Below are 16154 nucleotides of genomic sequence, written 5' to 3'. Positions count from 1 at the left end.
GGTGAGTGATCCTTGTCTTAGCCGTTAAAGATTATCAGCGTGCGGTAATTCATGCGCTGGCGCTTCTTTACCACCATCTACTAAAAAGTGTTGCATCCAACGCATCAAACGCATGGAGTAGTCTAGCTGCGCTGCAACGCGACGGTTACCATGGCCTTCGCCCGGATACAGCACTAACCGCACAGGAACTTTGCCATGGGTTTTCAGGTAACGGTAGAGCTCCATCGACTGACTGGGATGAACTCGCGTATCTTCTTTACCGTGCATAATTAAAATCGGTGTGCGAGCTTTTTCGGCGTGGTAAATAGGGCTGCGCTCTAGGTACCATTGCCATTTTTCCCATGGGTAGCTACGGGCGTGCACAGCGTGCATTTCTTTGGCGATATCGGTGGTACCGAACTTAGAAATGTTATCGCTGATACCTACAAACATCACGCTTGCGGCGAAGTGTTCAGTTTGTGCGGTGGCACCCCACGCAGAGGCAAAGCCGCCGTATGAGCCACCGGTGATACCGACTTTTTTGCCATCTACCAAGCCCATCTCAACCAAATGGTTTTTGCCATCAACTAAATCGTCAAATTCCTTACCGGCATAATCGTTCTGGCCAAGTTTAGAAAACTCAACGCCACGACCTGTGCTACCACGATAGTTCGGGAAGAATAACGCAAAGCCTTGCTGGGCAGCGTATTTTACCGGGCTGCCATAACGATCCAACCAACCATCGCTATAATGGGCCTCAGGACCGCCGTGTACGACCATAATCAGCGGGTACTTGGTGCCTTTGTTGTAATCAGTTGGATACACCACAATGCCTTCAAGCTCTAAACCATCACGAGCTTTGTAAGTGATGGTTTCTTGGCGTGGCTGGGTAATATCAGCTAGCCATGGGTTTGAATCGGTGACGCGTTGAAGCTGTTGGTTGCTCAAACGGAACAGTTCAGTTGGATGCTCAGCACTGTGGGCGCGAACGAGAATATCGTTCTGGCCTGGCGCTGCTTCAATATCTACGGCAATGAGCTTACCTGGCTCAAGTAGGGTACGGCTTTCGAACCACTGCATGGTAAGTGCTTGTACCTCACTTTGAGTGCCGCGATGACCTAACCAAATCAACTCATCATTTTTACGCCAAGCAATGTCTTGCACGTGGCCTTGATAATCAGGCAGTACATCTTTGCGTTCGTTGTTTTTGCTGGTGTCATAAACGTACAAGCGGCCACTTGCTGGGTCGTTGTAGTCGGCCGCTGCAATCACAGCTAAATAACGTCCATCCGGAGAGAACTCAGCTTTGCCAAGTTTTCCTTCTGACGCAAATGTGGAGACAGGCTTGCCAGCATAATCGATTAACTGATACCGACTACTCATGTAGTTATCATCAACTAAGGCCGTAGGTGCGGTACGTACCAACAACTGCTCACTGCCAGGACGGAATGCCACCGAAAGAACTTGCTGATTATCCGTCACTTGGACTGGCTCAACAGTATCTACTTGAGTGTCAACTAACCACGCGTGAGTAAAGACATGTTGTTCTTCATAAATTTCTGCGCGAAAGCCTTTCTTAGCTAATTTGCTCTTGTTTTCATCAGCTTTGGTTTGTGCTCTAAAAGCAACATAACGGCCATCAGCGCTAATGCTGTAGCTGTAAATGTTGTTTACATGGCTCACCACTTTCTGGGCTTCACCACCTGTGGTTGCCATACGGTACAGACTAGTGTGCTTGTCATCACCACGCTTGGCTAAGAAGTACAGAGTTTGACCATGAAAACTAACTTGGCTGAAGCTCTCTTTACCGGTAATAAAAGGCACCTTAGTATCGCCAAGCACTGTGTAGAGCGCTTGATAAGAACCACCGTCATCATCTTTGTATGGCGTTCTTGGGGTGACTTGCGTGTAGGCAGCAAGTTGGCCATCTGCGGCAAGCACGGCGCTGTTAACTGAACGTACCGTAATGGTTTCAGTTAATGAGATATCACGTGCCATGGCTGGTAACGCAAGGGTTGCCGTTAATAGCACCAGGCTAAGTCGTCGCAACATGGAATACTCCTTGGTGGTTGTTATTGTAAATTTCGCCTCATATTAACAGTAATTTTATTGACTTCACAAAAAATCACGCCAATCTGTAGGTTATCGTGCGACAAATGGACTCTATATGACCGACCAGCTACTTATAGGTGCGATTTTACTTGCGGCGTTGGCACTTTTTATTTGGGATAAATGGCGTTACGACTTGGTCGCTATGTTGGCTTTGTTAGCCGCTGCAGTGTTTGGCTTAGTGCCGGCTGCAGAAGTATTTACTGGGTTTGGAAATCCCGCTGTGATCACGGTAGCGGCGGTACTTATTATTAGTCATGCCATGTGGCGCTCAGGGGTGGTAGATGCCCTGGCTTCTTTGATGAAGCGGGTGGGCGATAACAGCTTTTTACAAATGGTGGCGTTAACGGGGCTAACCACCTTATGCTCTGCTTTTATCAGCAATACCGGCACCATGGCTATCATGATTCCGGTAGCCTTACAGTTATCTCGAAGCGGTTTAGGCCATGCTTCAAAAGTGCTGATGCCAATGGCGTTTGGCTCGCTGTTAGGCGGTACTATTACCATGATAGGTACGCCGCCAAACATCATCATCGCCGATATTCGGCAAGCAGCCTTGGGCACTAGCTTTGGGATTTTTGATTTTACCCCTGTTGGCCTCACCTTAGCCTTGGTCGGGCTGGTATTTATGTGGATCTTCAGTCGTATTTTGGTACCTAGCAGTGGCAGCCGGAATGCGGCTAATTCACCCTACGATATGAGCTCGTACTTAACTGAACTTTACGTGCCTGCTGGGGCTGCGCTCATTAGTGAAACCCTGTATGAGTTTGAAACCAAAATCAAAGATAGCTTTGCGGTGGTGGCGGTGAAGCAGGGCAAACAGGTGATTACCGCGCCGCCGCGCTATTACCGCATTAAACAAGAAGACGTGTTAATTATCGAAGCAGACACCGAAACCCTTCAAAAAATTATCGATGCGACGGGTTTTGAACTCAATGCAGATGAAGAGTTAGATCAACGATTTTTGGTGTCCGATGATATTCAAGTGGTAGAAGGCGTGGTGGGCCCTGACTCGCGGCTGATTGGTCGCTCGGCAGCGGATCTACGCATTCGTCACCGCTTTGGCGTCAATATTTTGGCTGTTGCTAGGCAGGGGCAGCCAGTAAAACCTAACTTAGCAAATATTCGCTTTAAGCCCGGCGATGTGTTGCTACTTCAGGGCGATGCCGAAGTGCTTGCCGATGTGTTTCGGCGGTTCGGTTGTTTCCCCTTAGCACAGCGCAGTATGCGCATCGGGGGGACCCGCAAATTATTTACCCCCCTGATTATTTTTGCGGTAGCTATTACTTTCAGTGCGCTGGGCTGGCTGAGTGTGCCCGTAGCCTTCACCGCAGCCGCTGGCGCTATGGTGTTTGCCAATATTATTCCCTTGCGCGAACTCTATGAAAATATCGACTGGCCGATCGTGGTATTGCTGGGCGCTACTATTCCGCTAGGGTCTGCGTTGGAGCGTAGTGGTGCTGCGGCCACCTTGGCCGATTGGGCGTTACATATCAGTTCAGGTGCCCCCGCTGCGGTGGCCATGGTGGTGCTCTTAATAGTGACAGTGGCACTCTCTAATGTTGTTAACAACGCGGCGGCCGCAGTGTTGATGGCACCGATTGGGCTAAGCATGGCTAGCACTTTAGGGGTCTCCGCTGATCCGTTTTTAATGGCAGTGGCAATAGGCGCAGCACTCCCTTTTATGACGCCTATAGGGCATCAATCAAATATCCTTGTAATGGGACCGGGCGGTTATGCTTTTGGCGATTACTGGAAGCTTGGGCTACCGCTTACGTTGTTAATTATTGCTGTCGCCGTACCGCTTGTTCTGTGGGTATGGCCGCTGTCCGCGTAGCTTCGGCGCCACGTGCAATGATGCGTAACTGATGAATGGTTTGTTCGGTAAGCCGCTGGCGCTCTTTGTTGTCCGCATCGAGCGCATCGGCACCGACACTAAACACAATGCGCACAATCGCATCGGCCTGCAGTTCCGCAAGCTCACGCGTAAATTTTTGCTCGTCTACTAAGTAATCCTCTAGCTCCGAGGTAAAGTGCTCAACTTCGCGCGCTACCGCCATCCGAAATTCACGTGAGTTGCCGGATTTTTCTTGCAATAACAACCTAAAAATAGCCGTGTTGTTGTTCACAAACTCCATAAAGGTGGTCACTGAGGCGCGAATAATCGAGCCACCTTTGGCGATTTGCTGCCGTGACTGGCGTAATAATTGCCGTAGCGTTAAACCACCTTCATCAACTAACGTTAAGCCTAGCTCTTCCATATTTTGAAAGTGCCGATAGAACGAAGTAGGGGCAATTCCGGCTTCCCGCGCAACTTCGCGTAAACTCAAACTTGCATAGCCATGTTCGGCGCTTAATTGATTCATCGCTGCTTGAATGAGCGCGCGTCTAGTTTTTTCTTTTTGTGCAGCACGAATACCGGCCATGGTGATATCTCTGATTATCGAAGGTGATGGAACTATTGAAGTGGCTCAAGGGTGATTATGTCAGTGAACTCATGTTCACGCAATTCATCGTATCTTAGGAACTTTTGCTTGCACCAAACGCCTAACCTAGGTAAATTGAGCGTACACGTGTTCACTTAAAGTGGAACATAGTGTTTCATTTTTTGTTTATTGGTTGGTGTTATGTCTGCACAAAATAATTCAGCAGCCGCTGAAAAACCCCCTATCATTTGGCTAAATGCGTTAGTTTTCGCAATTACCTTTGGTATTACTGTTGTTGCTGTGCCTTGGTATGCAATAACGCACGGATTCTCTACCGCATTGATTGTGGGAATGTTGGCAACCATTGGTTTTGCCGGTATTTCAATTACTGCGGGTTACCATCGTTTGTGGGCGCACCGTGCCTACAACGCACATTGGTCGTTACGCGTGCTGTTTGCGCTAGGTGGCGCATTAGCCGTACAGAACAGCGCGTTACATTGGTCTTCAGATCATCGTGAACATCACAAGCATGTCGATGATAATGACAAAGATCCCTACTCAGCCAAACGCGGCTTCTGGTATTCGCATATCGGTTGGATGCTGCGTGAGTATCAAGCGTCGCGTTACACCAACTACGATAACGTCAAAGATCTGCAACAAGACAAAGTGGTCATGTGGCAGCATCGTAACTACTTAACCTTAACCTTGTTAACCAGTTTTGGCTGGCCCATCTTGTTTGGCCTGTTAGTGGGTGATATCTGGGGTTCAGTGTTATTAGTGGGCGTGGCTCGCTTAGTGATTAATCATCACACCACTTTCTTTATCAACTCGCTGGCGCATGTCTGGGGTAAGCAAACTTACACTGACCGCAACACCGCGCGAGATAACGGAGTACTGGCTTTATTAACCTTTGGTGAAGGCTACCATAACTACCACCATATCTTTTCAGCGGATTATCGCAACGGCATTCGTTGGTGGCATTTTGACCCAACCAAATGGTTGATTCGGGCTTGTTCGTGGCTTGGTTTAACTAGCGATCTTAAGCGCACCAACGGTTATCAAATTGAAAAAGCCCGACTAGAAATGCAATTCAAAAAGGCGAAGCAAAAGGCGCAAGTGTCCTGTGAGACAACCTTGGCTAGATGGCATGAAGAGTATGACCTGCTGATGGCTAAATTGCGCGAGTACTATCAAGTACGTAAGCAACTGCTCGACGTTAAAGCCAAGGCTTTAGCAGATAGTGTGCACCTACCTACGATGGCTGAATTACAGCATCGCGCGGAAGAGTTGCGAGCTACCTTTATGGCGCATAAACGAGCATTTCAGCAGCAGTTGAAGCTGGTATCTGCGAGCTAACAGCAGCGTTACTGAATAGATAAGAAAGCCCTACTCAGCATGAGTAGGGCTTTTTTTATTACTTTTTAGCTTTGGCAAAGGCATCGGCAAAAGCCGAACCCATCGCTGAATTTGCAGCGGCCGGTTTGTTTGGTGATGTTGATGCGCGAGCTGGCGCACCTTTGCGGTTCGTCTTAGCGGCATTCTTACCCGCATTACCCGCACTACCCGCATTACCCGCCGGAGCCGGGGCAGGGAGGTCATCGGTTAAACGCATGGTTAAACCGATGCGTTTACGTGCGACATCTACCTCGAGTACTTTGACTTTCACGATATCACCCGCTTTGACCACCTCGCGCGGATCGCTTACAAACTTGTCTGAAAGAGCCGACACATGCACCAACCCATCTTGATGCACGCCAATATCGACGAAGGCACCAAAGGCAGCAACGTTACTCACCACACCCTCTAGCGTCATGCCTGGAGTTAAGTCGTTAATACTGTCGACACCCTCTTTAAAGCTGGCTGTTTTAAACTCAGGGCGTGGGTCGCGACCTGGCTTATCCAGCTCACGCAAAATATCGATGATGGTTGGAATACCAAATTTATCATCGACATAATCGGCCGCTTTCAAGGTCTTTAAGAACCCAGAGTCACCTATGAGTTCAGCAACTTGCTTGTTGTTGCTCTGAGCAATGCGCTCGACTACCGGATAAGCCTCTGGGTGCACCGCCGAAGCATCCAGAGGTTGAGTACCTCCCATGATGCGTAGAAAGCCAGCAGCTTGCTCAAAGGCTTTGGGCCCCATGCGCGGCACTTTCAATAATTGTTGGCGCTGCTCGAACGCACCGTGGGTATCGCGGTAAGCAATAATATTCTGTGCCACCAATTTCGATAGGCCAGCCACTCGTGCTAATAGCGCCGCCGAGGCCGTATTGATATCTACTCCAACGGCGTTAACGCAGTCTTCTACCACAGCATCCAAACTTTGCGCCAATTGCGCCTGACTCACATCATGCTGATATTGGCCCACGCCAATCGATTTGGGCTCAATTTTCACCAACTCTGCCAGTGGGTCTTGCAGGCGTCGGGCAATGGAGACAGCGCCGCGTAGCGATACGTCTAAATCAGGAAACTCCTGCGCCGCAAGCTCAGACGCCGAGTACACCGAGGCACCCGCCTCGTTCACAATAACCTTGTGCGCCTTGAGTTCGGGTAGTGCTTTAAGCATATCGCCGACCAATTTATCGGTTTCACGGGAGTGAGTACCGTTACCGATAGCAATCAGTTCAACTTTATATTGCTTACACAAAGTCGCCAAAGTCCGAAGCGATTTATCCACTTGGTTTTGCGGCTGAAAAGGAAACACGGTGTTGGTGGCAAGGACTTTGCCGGTAGCATCTACTACGGCAACCTTCACCCCGGTACGTACGCCTGGGTCAAGCCCCATGGTCACTTTCGCACCAGCTGGTGCTGCCATCAGTAAGTCTTTTAGGTTGTTGGCAAAAATCTGAATGGCATCGGTTTCAGCTCGTTCGCGTATCGCGCCAAAGAGTTCGGTTTCCATGTGCAACAAGATCTTAATCCGCCAAGTCCATTGAATCGTTTGTTGCAACCAAGCGTCCGCGGCACGCTGCTGGTGCTGCCAGCCCAAATGGCTAGCAATAATGTGTTCACAGTAACTGGGGGCTTTAGCATCCTCTTGGTGTGGATCTGCCACCAGCTTGAGTTGCAAGATCCCTTCATTGCGCCCGCGGAACAGCGCTAGGGCTCGGTGCGAAGGGATTTTCTTAAGTGCTTCGCTGAAGGCAAAGTAGTCGCGATACTTACTTCCCTCTTGCTCTTTGCCACTGGCAACGGTGCTAGCAATTTCCGCTTGTTGCCATAAATATTCACGTACTTTCTTCAATAGGGCCGCATCTTCGGCAAAGCGCTCCATCAGAATAAAACGCGCACCTTCAAGAACGGCTTTGCTATCAGCAAACCCAGCTTCGGCGTTAATGTATTGCTCGGCCAACGAGTCTGGCTGTTGCTGCGGTTGTGTAAACAAGGTCTCAGCCAAGGGCTCTAGCCCTGCTTCTATCGCGATCTGCCCCTTAGTGCGACGCTTTGGCTTGTAGGGTAAATACAAGTCTTCTAGTTCGGTTTTGGCTTGGGTGCTCTTAATCGCGGCTGCTAGTTCAGGAGTTAACTTACCCTGTTCGGCAATACTGGCCAAAATAACTTGGCGCCGGTCTTCTAAATCACGCAAGTAAGTTAAGCGCTGGGCTAAATTACGTAACTGAGTGTCGTCTAGGCCACCGGTAGCCTCTTTACGATAACGGGCAATAAAAGGGACGGTAGCGCCATCATCTAATAGCGCGATAGCAGCTTGGATCTGCTGCGAGCCTACCGCTAATTCGGTCGCAATTTGCTGGGTAATCGAGCTCATGGTTTCTCTCGTTAGCTAAAAATTGGGGCCAAGTATATCAGTCTATAGAGGTGCTAGCATTCTCAAATTAAACCTCTTAAGATGCTTGCCATCAGCAGTTTGCCAAGCAAGGATTAGGCGTTGAAGACAAATTTGATTACCCGTGCTGGGTTCACTAAATTAACCGATGAACTCAATTATTTGTGGCGCGAATACCGTCCTGAAATCACCCAGAAAGTAGCCTGGGCGGCAAGCCTTGGTGATCGCAGCGAAAATGCTGATTACAAAGAGAATAAGCGACTGTTGCGGCAAATCGACCGACGCGTACGATTTTTACGTAAACGACTCGAAGAAGTGCGTATAGTGGATTACTCGCCACAACAACAAGGCCGAGTTTTTTTTGGCGCCTGGGTGGTGATTGAAGATGAGAGTGGGCAACAGCGCCGGTTTCGTATCGTGGGGCCGGATGAGATCTATGGCCGCAACGATTACATCTCGATTGACTCACCGATGGCTCGCGCACTGTTGAAAAAACAAGTAGATGATGAGGTGACTGTGGCAACTCCCACTGGCACTAAGTACTGGCTAGTACATACCATTGAGTATGAGTCATAGCCGCAGGGGTTGCGCTTCGACATGTTTGCTTACAAGCCAATTTTGGTAATTATGGTAGGCATCTTTTATAGTTCAGGTAAGTCATAATAAGAGCACTAAATAATGAGTCAAACTACTTTTAAAATACTGGTTGTAGATGACGATGCAAGGTTGCGCAGTTTGTTAGAGCGTTACCTGCAAGAACAAGGTTTTTATGTTCGTAGTGCGGCCGAGAGCGAGCAAATGAATCGGTTGCTAGAGCGTGAAAACTTTCACCTGATGGTGCTAGATTTGATGCTTCCCGGTGAAGATGGTCTAACTATTTGTAAGCGCTTACGCCAACAGAACAATGATATTCCCATTGTGATGCTCACCGCCAAAGGGGATGAAGTGGATCGTATCATCGGCCTTGAGCTTGGTGCGGATGACTACTTGGCGAAACCTTTTAATCCTCGTGAACTGCTGGCACGTATTCGGGCGGTGCTAAGACGCCGTGGTAATGAAATCCCCGGTGCTCCGGCGGCGCAAGATGAAGAAATCGTGTTTGGTGAGTTTCGGCTTAATTTGGGTACCCGTGAAATGTATCGAGGCGACGAGCAGATGCCACTAACAAGTGGCGAGTTTGCCGTACTCAAAGCCTTGGTGACTCATCCACGCCAGCCGATGTCACGGGATAAACTAATGAATCAGGCCCGAGGCAGAGATTACAGTGCGTTAGAGCGCAGTATTGATGTGCAGGTATCACGGTTGCGGCGGATGCTTGAAGTAGACCCTGCTAATCCGCGTTACATCCAGACTGTGTGGGGGCTAGGTTATGTGTTTGTGCCAGATGGTAAAGCACCGACAGCTGATAAATCTAAGTAATTAAGGTCACGATGCGCCTACTACCTCGCTCAGCTTTTGCTCGCACCGTTGCTTTGATTGCGGGGGTACTGCTGATTAACCAACTGGTATCGTATGTGATGGTTGGTTTGTATGTCGTCAAACCCAGTATGCAGCAAATCAGTAGTGTGGTGGCGCGCCAAGTGCAGGGCATCTTAGTGCTAGATACTTGGCTGCAACAGAGTGAACGGGCACGTGCTGAGCACCAACAGTTGGTCCAGGACTACACTGCCGCCACCGGGGTGTTGCCGCTGTCTGAGTTAGAAGCGGTGAAGCGAGGTTTGCAACAAACCTCTCGTTATAATTTTCTCTCCGCACAAATGTCAGAATTGCTGCAGGCCGATACCGAAGTTCGTATTTCACAGGGCGACGTGTATCGAGTGTGGATAAAAACGGCTGCGATTCCTGACTATTGGCTGGTGATAGATCTGGATAAGTTTGATGAAGCACGGTTTTCACCGTTACTCTTTTATCTAGGCCTGATTGGTTTGTTAAGCATATTCGGCGGCATGCTGTTTACAACGTGGCAAAACCGTCCGCTCAAGGCCCTAGAAGCAGCAGCTAAACGTATCGGTCGCGGCGAATACCCGGATCAACTCAAAGAAGCTGGCTCGACCGAGGTGGTGGCAGTAACTCGGGCTTTCAACCAAATGACCGAAGGGGTACGCCAACTTGAGCAAGACCGCGCCTTACTGATGGCTGGGGTATCTCATGATCTGCGGACACCACTCACACGGATTCGTTTGGCGACAGAGATGATGCCACCAGATGAAGATTATTTAGCTGAAAGTATCATTAATGATATTGATGATATGAACGCCATTATTGATCAATTTATTGATTATGTTCGCATTGATACTGTAGCCGATAACGAGCGTAATAATCTGAATTATTTAGTTGAAGAAGTGGTGGGCCATAGTCCCGAAAATTGGCACAGCAAGATCGAGGTGATTTACACCGAGGTACCCGATGTTGCAGTGCGTGCCATATCCATTAAACGGGTGCTGCAAAATTTACTCGAGAATGCTGAGCGTTACGGTAACGGACGAGTACTTATCGAAACGGGGTATGACCAAAGTCGGCAGCGAGTGTGGTTTAAGGTTTGTGACAATGGCCCGGGTATCCCTGCCAAGCAAGTAGCGAAAGTGATTCAGCCTTTTACTCAAGGTGACACGGCCCGCGCCGCTAAAGGTTCTGGGTTGGGGTTAGCGATTGTGAAACGAATTGTCGAACGCCACCAAGGCCGCGTGGTGTTTAGCACCAGTCAACGGCTTGGTGGATTATGCATCCGGGTTGAATTGCCGGCGGTGGTCTAGCTCTTAACGATTAATTTTTTACTCGGTTTAAGCCGTTAAGTGCTGCCACGCGATAGGCTTCAGCCATGGTCGGGTAGTTAAAGGTCGTGTTGACAAAGTACTCGATGGTATTGCCTTCACCTTTTTGCTCCATAATGGCTTGGCCGATGTGAATGATCTCAGCCGCGCGTTCGCCAAAGCAATGAATCCCTAACACTTGTTTGGTCTCACGATGGAACAGAATTTTTAAGTTACCTACCAACATATTAGAAATTTGCGCTCGAGCCAGGTGCTTAAATTGCGCACGGCCCACTTCATAGGGTACTTTTTGCGCAGTCAATTCTTCTTCAGTTTTGCCCACCGAGCTGATTTCGGGAATGGTGTAAATTCCGGTAGGAATATCACTGATCAAGCGCTGATCACAGTCACCAAAGAGCATGGCGGTGGCACAGATGCGCCCTTGATCATAGGCCGCACTTGCTAGCGACGGATAGCCGATAATATCGCCCACAGCATAGATGTTATCGACGACAGTTTGATAGTGCTTATTTACTTCTAACTGCCCCCGATGATTGGTGGTTAAACCCACTGTATCAAGTTGCAACTGCTCAAAGTTACCAGAGCGGCCGTTAGCAAATAGCAGGCAATCGGCATCGATACGTTTACCAGACTGGGTGTACATAGTCACCCCATCTTCATGGCCGCGGATGCTTTGGTATTCTTCGTTATGACGGATCACTACGCCACTGTTGCGCAAGTGATAGCTTAAGGCATCAGAGATCTCTGCATCAAGAAACGATAGCAGCCGTTCACGAGTATTGATTAAATCTACTTTAACGCCTAACCCCCGAAAGATACTGGCATACTCACAACCAATCACCCCAGCACCATAAATAATGATGCTGCGTGGTTCATGTTTGAGTTGCAATACTGTGTCTGAGTCGTAGATGCGTTCGTGACTAAAATCGACATCCTGAGGGTGATAAGGGCGTGAACCGGTAGCAATTACAATCTGTTTGCAGCCAATGATTTCATAAGTACCATCGGCTTGGGTAATGCGCAGCTCGTGGGCTGATTCGAAGCTAGCCACCCCATGCATCACAGTAACGTTATTGCGCTCGTAAAAACCGCTGCGTAAACGAATCTGCTTACCAATCACCCCTTGTGCATGGCGTAAAATTTCGGCGAAGGTTAGCCCGCGGTGAACTTTTTCGCCGGCAAACAAGGGCGTGCTGTTATATTCAATTAAGCGACTTACCGAATGCCGCAGTGCTTTTGATGGAATCGTGCCCCAGTGAGTGCAGCCACCACCAATCGAATCGTATTTTTCAATCACGGCAACGCGACGGCCATGTTTAGCTAATTGCATTGCTGCACCTTCGCCGCCGGGGCCGGTACCAATCACTACCGCATCAAACTGAATAGGGGGTGTCGCCATATGAATGCTCCTTGTGGGTTGTACCCATTTGCGCTTTATCGTTATAGTACCATTGTCGCGGAAAAAATAACGTCCGATGTGTCAAGCTAGTTAATGGAATCATCATGGCGCGCAAACAAGTTCCAGAAATTTTAACTCGTCAAGTTGTGGCGCAAAGTCGGTTACTCAAAATTGAGGCGGTCGATTTGCGTTTTAGTAATGGGGAAGAACGCCAATTTGAGCGCATGGCGGGTAGTGGTCGCGGCGCCGTAATGATAGTGCCGTTCTTAAAGGCGGATACCCTGATGTTGGTGCGCGAGTATGCGGCAGGCTTACACAATTATCAGTTGGGCTTTCCGAAAGGTTTAATCGACCCCGGCGAGTCGCCTGAACAGGCCGCGAATCGCGAGCTTAAAGAAGAGATAGGATATGGCGCAAGAGAGCTGATTCCGCTGAAGAGTGTGACTATGGCGCCGCAGTTTTTTGCTGCCACCATGCATATTTTTGTGGCGCGAGATCTCTATCCCGAGCAGTTGCCAGGTGATGAGCCAGAACCGTTAGAACTGGTGCCTTGGTCAACCAATGACATCGATGCCTTGTTGGCCCAGCCTGATTTTACTGAAGCACGCAGCATAGCCGCGTTATTAATGACCTTGCGCGAGGGACACGCATGAAACGAGCCGATACGGATGTAGCAGAATTAGCTGAGTTGCTTGATGGTGCCTGTGTGGTCGCCCGCCAAGCCGGTGCCGTGGTGATGGATATCTATCAGAATCAAGCCTACGAAACCTATGCGAAGGACGATGAATCGCCGGTCACCAGCGCCGATTATGCTGCCAATCAGGTGATCATTGATGGCTTAACAGCCTTAGATAAGACCATTCCGATTTTATCGGAAGAGGGCTCACACCTGAGTTTGGACGAACGCCAGCAATGGTCACGCTATTGGTTAATTGACCCTATTGATGGCACGCAAGAATTTATCGCTGGTAGCGGCGATTTTGGGATTGTTATCGCACTGGTGGAGCAATCACAACCGGGGCAGCATCTGCCGGTGCTTGGGGTGATTTATTGGCCGGCAACCGCAACCTTGTATTGCGCCCAGCGCGGGCAAGGAGCAGTGAAGATCTCGGCGGCGGGTACCGAACGCCTGCAAGTTCGCCAATTCAGCCAACCGGAGCAAGAAGCCATTACCATTGCTATGAGTCGCCGCCAGCCGCCAGCACGGGTACTACAACGGATGAGTTCCGCGCGCAGCTACACCACGGTGGCCACCGGAAGTTGCTCTTTAAAAGCCTGTCTTGTGGCCGAAGGGAGTGCCGATTGCTTTTTACGAGTGGGGCCAACGGGCGAGTGGGATACTGCCGCAGCAGAAGTTATTGTAGGCGAAGCCGGCGGTCGTATTGTCGATGAATACTTTCAGCCCTTAAGCTACAACCGCGAAACTAGCTTAGGCAACCCAAACTTTATCGTGTTAGGTGATGCCAAGGTGCCATGGCAGCAAGTGTTTACTCACCACCTGGGTTAAATTCATCAGCGGCCATAATATTTACGGTTTCGTGCAGTTCAGACCAGACCAGCACCGCCTGTTTGTGCTCTAACTGTCGCCGTACATCCTCAACTTTGGCAGCGAGTGATTTTTCTTGCTCGCCATAATCAGTGCCTTCGCGCAGCACAAAACTCTCAATCAGCGCGGTTAAGGTTTCGGCATCAAGTTGTTGCCATGGGATCAGCATGAAATCTCCTTAGTTATCTTGTTCACTGGCTTGGTGGAGCGCCTCTTCTGCTTCCATCCAGGCTTCTTCGGCCGCTTGTAAGGCTTGTTGTTGTGCGGCCTGACGTTGTAGAAGCTCAGTCAGTTGAGCCTTGTTGGCGGCCTCATACAAACTATTATCAGCAAGCAACTGATTGATTTCGGCTAACACTGCACTTACTTGTTCGAGTTTCTGCTCAGCCTTGGTCACCTTATCCTTCAGCGGTTTGAGTGCTTGACGACGCTCAGCGGCTTGGCGTTTTTCAGCTTTACGGTCGGCCTTACCGCTACTACCGTCGGTGGTATCAGCGTTGGCGCTACTGGCTTGCTGTTTGAGCCACTCGTGGTAGTTATCCAAATCCCCCCCAAAAGGCTGCACCTGTTGATGAGCTACCAGATAAAACTCATCCACCGTGGTACGCAATAAATGACGGTCGTGGCTGACAATCACCATAGCGCCAACAAAGTCTTGTAAAGCAAACACTAAGGCTTCGCGCATCTGGCTATCTAAATGGTTGGTAGGTTCGTCCAATAGCAGCATATTCGGTTTTTGATAGACAATCAGAGCCAACACCAAGCGTGCTTTTTCACCGCCGGACATAGGCCCAACTGCTGCGGTTGCGGCATCACCGGAAAAGCCAAAACCACCGATAAAATCGCGTAGCTGCTGTTCGCTGGCGGTTGGATCTAAGCGTTGCAGATGTAAAAGTGCACTGGCTTGCAAATCAAGCAGTTCTAATTGGTGTTGCGCAAAATACCCAAGTCGTACTCCGGGGTTCAACTGCACCACGCCCACTTGCGGTTTGAGTTGCCCTGCTAGCAATTTGATTAATGTTGATTTACCCGCCCCGTTGCGGCCGAGTAGACCGATGCGGCTGCCAGGCACCAAATTAAAGCTAATATCGGCAAGAATAGTAACCGCAGCATCACCTTCTCCATAGCCCGCTTGCACTTGCTGCATGGTTAGTAAAGGGTTAGGTAATTGGGGCGGCTCCTTAAAGCTGAACTGAAAGCCACTCGCCGCTCGCAGGGGGGCTCCGGCCTGTAAGCGCTCTAACGCTTTAATTCGGCTCTGGGCTTGCTTGGCTTTGCTGGCTTTGTAGCGAAACCTATCAATGTAGCTCTGTAGATGCTTTTTCTGAGCTTGTTCTTTTTCAAACTGCGCTTGTTGTTGCGCTAGCTGTTCTGCTTGTTGGCGCTCAAAACTGCTGTAATTGCCACTGTAACTGGTAGCGCGCTGGTGCTCGATATGAATGATTTGTCCGGCAATCGCATCCAAGAAGTCGCGGTCGTGGGAAATCACCATCAGCGTCCCCGGATACCGTTGCAGCCAATCTTCTAGCCAGAAAATGGCGTCAACATCGAGGTGGTTGGTCGGTTCATCAAGCAGCAGTAAGTCTGCGCGCGCGATCAAAGCTTGTGCCAAGTTAAGGCGCATGCGCCAGCCGCCGGAAAAAGCCTTCACCGGCAAATAAATCTGATCGGGTTGAAAGCCTAAACCGTTTAATAGAGCGGCTGCCCGTGCGTTGGCATCATAACCACCAATGGTGGCTAAGGCATCGTGTAAGGAGCCAATGGCATGACCGTCTTGGCGAGCTTCAGCATCAGCTAGCTGCTGTTGCAAGTGGCGCAGTTCAGTATCGCCATCTAGCACATACTCAAGGGCGGCTTGATCTAACGCTGGGGTTTCTTGTTTCACGCTAGCAATACGCCATGCCGGTGGCAATTCGCAACTGCCTTGTTCGGTTTGTAACTCGCCCCGCAGCAAGGCAAATAGCGATGATTTACCCGTGCCATTGCGCCCAACCAGGCCCACATGGTGCCCCGGAAAGACAGTAATATCGGCATTTTCTAACAATAACTTGCCACCGCGCATTAATGACATGGCGCGCATTTGTATCATAACGAGTTCCTGAACTTGGTGTTTGTGCTAGGTTTCTGCGACAATTATACC

At 49.6% G+C, this 16154-nt stretch carries 13 protein-coding genes; 7 read left to right on the top strand and 6 right to left on the bottom strand.

Annotated features, from left to right (window positions below; all coding sequences use genetic code 11):
- Positions 1–24: 24 nt before the first annotated feature.
- Complete coding sequence (locus tag KGF88_RS10135) at positions 25–2031, bottom strand: S9 family peptidase (protein ID WP_153827022.1); 2007 nt, start codon at positions 2029–2031, stop codon at positions 25–27.
- A gap of 115 nt (positions 2032–2146) precedes the next feature.
- On the opposite strand from KGF88_RS10135, the gene KGF88_RS10130 reads away from it, so the two are divergent.
- Positions 2147–3925 (top strand): SLC13 family permease, encoded by a 1779-nt coding sequence (locus KGF88_RS10130; RefSeq protein ID WP_153827021.1) that lies wholly within the window; start codon positions 2147–2149, stop codon positions 3923–3925.
- Here the strand turns inward: KGF88_RS10130 and fabR are convergent.
- Positions 3873–4514 carry an HTH-type transcriptional repressor FabR gene (fabR, locus tag KGF88_RS10125; RefSeq protein ID WP_153827020.1) on the bottom strand — a complete coding sequence of 214 codons (642 nt, stop codon included), beginning with the start codon at positions 4512–4514 and terminating at the stop codon, positions 3873–3875. The two genes, KGF88_RS10130 and fabR, sit on opposite strands and share 53 nt — an antisense overlap.
- Positions 4515–4715: 201 nt before the next feature.
- On the opposite strand from fabR, the gene KGF88_RS10120 reads away from it, so the two are divergent.
- Entirely contained in the window at positions 4716–5870 is a 1155-nt protein-coding gene (locus tag KGF88_RS10120; protein WP_153827019.1) for an acyl-CoA desaturase, read from the top strand.
- Between the two features lie 58 nt (positions 5871–5928).
- Here KGF88_RS10120 and KGF88_RS10115 read toward each other — a convergent pair whose 3' ends face one another.
- Positions 5929–8280, bottom strand: a complete 2352-nt coding sequence (locus tag KGF88_RS10115) for a Tex family protein (RefSeq protein ID WP_153827018.1) — start codon at positions 8278–8280, stop codon at positions 5929–5931.
- A 120-nt stretch (positions 8281–8400) separates the two neighbouring features.
- Here KGF88_RS10115 and greB point away from each other — a divergent pair, with 120 nt between their 5' ends.
- From greB to envZ, 3 genes are all read left to right on the top strand, one after another.
- Positions 8401–8874, top strand: coding sequence for a transcription elongation factor GreB (gene greB, locus KGF88_RS10110; RefSeq protein ID WP_110076635.1), 474 nt, complete (start codon positions 8401–8403; stop codon positions 8872–8874).
- A 102-nt stretch (positions 8875–8976) separates the two neighbouring features.
- Positions 8977–9717 carry a two-component system response regulator OmpR gene (gene ompR / locus KGF88_RS10105; protein WP_110076634.1) on the top strand — a complete coding sequence of 247 codons (741 nt, stop codon included), beginning with the start codon at positions 8977–8979 and terminating at the stop codon, positions 9715–9717.
- An 11-nt stretch (positions 9718–9728) separates the two neighbouring features.
- The gene (gene envZ / locus KGF88_RS10100; RefSeq protein WP_153827017.1) at positions 9729–11051 is read left to right on the top strand and encodes a two-component system sensor histidine kinase EnvZ; all 1323 of its coding nucleotides are present in this window, start codon (positions 9729–9731) and stop codon (positions 11049–11051) included.
- A 10-nt stretch (positions 11052–11061) separates the two neighbouring features.
- On the opposite strand, the gene sthA is transcribed toward envZ, so the two are convergent.
- Entirely contained in the window at positions 11062–12468 is a 1407-nt protein-coding gene (gene sthA, locus KGF88_RS10095) for a Si-specific NAD(P)(+) transhydrogenase (RefSeq protein ID WP_153827016.1), read from the bottom strand.
- A 104-nt stretch (positions 12469–12572) separates the two neighbouring features.
- Here sthA and nudE point away from each other — a divergent pair, with 104 nt between their 5' ends.
- A complete protein-coding gene (gene nudE / locus KGF88_RS10090) occupies positions 12573–13121 on the top strand; it encodes an ADP compounds hydrolase NudE (RefSeq protein WP_153827015.1) in 549 nt (182 codons plus the stop codon).
- Positions 13118–13975 (top strand): 3'(2'),5'-bisphosphate nucleotidase CysQ, encoded by an 858-nt coding sequence (gene cysQ / locus KGF88_RS10085; protein ID WP_153827014.1) that lies wholly within the window; start codon positions 13118–13120, stop codon positions 13973–13975. The genes nudE and cysQ overlap by 4 nt, the downstream gene beginning before the upstream one ends.
- Here cysQ and KGF88_RS10080 read toward each other — a convergent pair.
- Together KGF88_RS10080 and KGF88_RS10075 are read right to left on the bottom strand one after the other, a co-directional pair.
- Entirely contained in the window at positions 13956–14183 is a 228-nt protein-coding gene (locus KGF88_RS10080; RefSeq protein ID WP_110076629.1) for a YheU family protein, read from the bottom strand. The genes cysQ and KGF88_RS10080 overlap by 20 nt on opposite strands.
- Before the next feature lie 9 nt (positions 14184–14192).
- A complete protein-coding gene (locus tag KGF88_RS10075) occupies positions 14193–16103 on the bottom strand; it encodes an ATP-binding cassette domain-containing protein (protein ID WP_153827013.1) in 1911 nt (636 codons plus the stop codon).
- Between the last annotated feature and the right edge of the window lie 51 nt (positions 16104–16154).

The sequence above is a fragment of the Idiomarina loihiensis genome, from assembly GCF_024584785.1.
In the GTDB taxonomy this organism is placed as follows: domain Bacteria; phylum Pseudomonadota; class Gammaproteobacteria; order Enterobacterales; family Alteromonadaceae; genus Pseudidiomarina; species Pseudidiomarina fusca.
Note: the sequence above shows the minus strand (reverse complement) of the source record. Positions and strands in the feature narration are given on the sequence as shown.

Coding starts and splice junctions, on each gene's coding strand:
- KGF88_RS10135 (WP_153827022.1), bottom strand. CDS start 2,031: ATGTTGCGACGACTTAGCCTGGTGCTATTAACGGCAACCCTTGCGTTA.
- KGF88_RS10130 (WP_153827021.1), top strand. CDS start 2,147: ATGACCGACCAGCTACTTATAGGTGCGATTTTACTTGCGGCGTTGGCA.
- fabR (WP_153827020.1), bottom strand. CDS start 4,514: ATGGCCGGTATTCGTGCTGCACAAAAAGAAAAAACTAGACGCGCGCTC.
- KGF88_RS10120 (WP_153827019.1), top strand. CDS start 4,716: ATGTCTGCACAAAATAATTCAGCAGCCGCTGAAAAACCCCCTATCATT.
- KGF88_RS10115 (WP_153827018.1), bottom strand. CDS start 8,280: ATGAGCTCGATTACCCAGCAAATTGCGACCGAATTAGCGGTAGGCTCG.
- ompR (WP_110076634.1), top strand. CDS start 8,977: ATGAGTCAAACTACTTTTAAAATACTGGTTGTAGATGACGATGCAAGG.
- envZ (WP_153827017.1), top strand. CDS start 9,729: ATGCGCCTACTACCTCGCTCAGCTTTTGCTCGCACCGTTGCTTTGATT.
- sthA (WP_153827016.1), bottom strand. CDS start 12,468: ATGGCGACACCCCCTATTCAGTTTGATGCGGTAGTGATTGGTACCGGC.
- nudE (WP_153827015.1), top strand. CDS start 12,573: ATGGCGCGCAAACAAGTTCCAGAAATTTTAACTCGTCAAGTTGTGGCG.
- cysQ (WP_153827014.1), top strand. CDS start 13,118: ATGAAACGAGCCGATACGGATGTAGCAGAATTAGCTGAGTTGCTTGAT.
- KGF88_RS10080 (WP_110076629.1), bottom strand. CDS start 14,183: ATGCTGATCCCATGGCAACAACTTGATGCCGAAACCTTAACCGCGCTG.
- KGF88_RS10075 (WP_153827013.1), bottom strand. CDS start 16,103: ATGATACAAATGCGCGCCATGTCATTAATGCGCGGTGGCAAGTTATTG.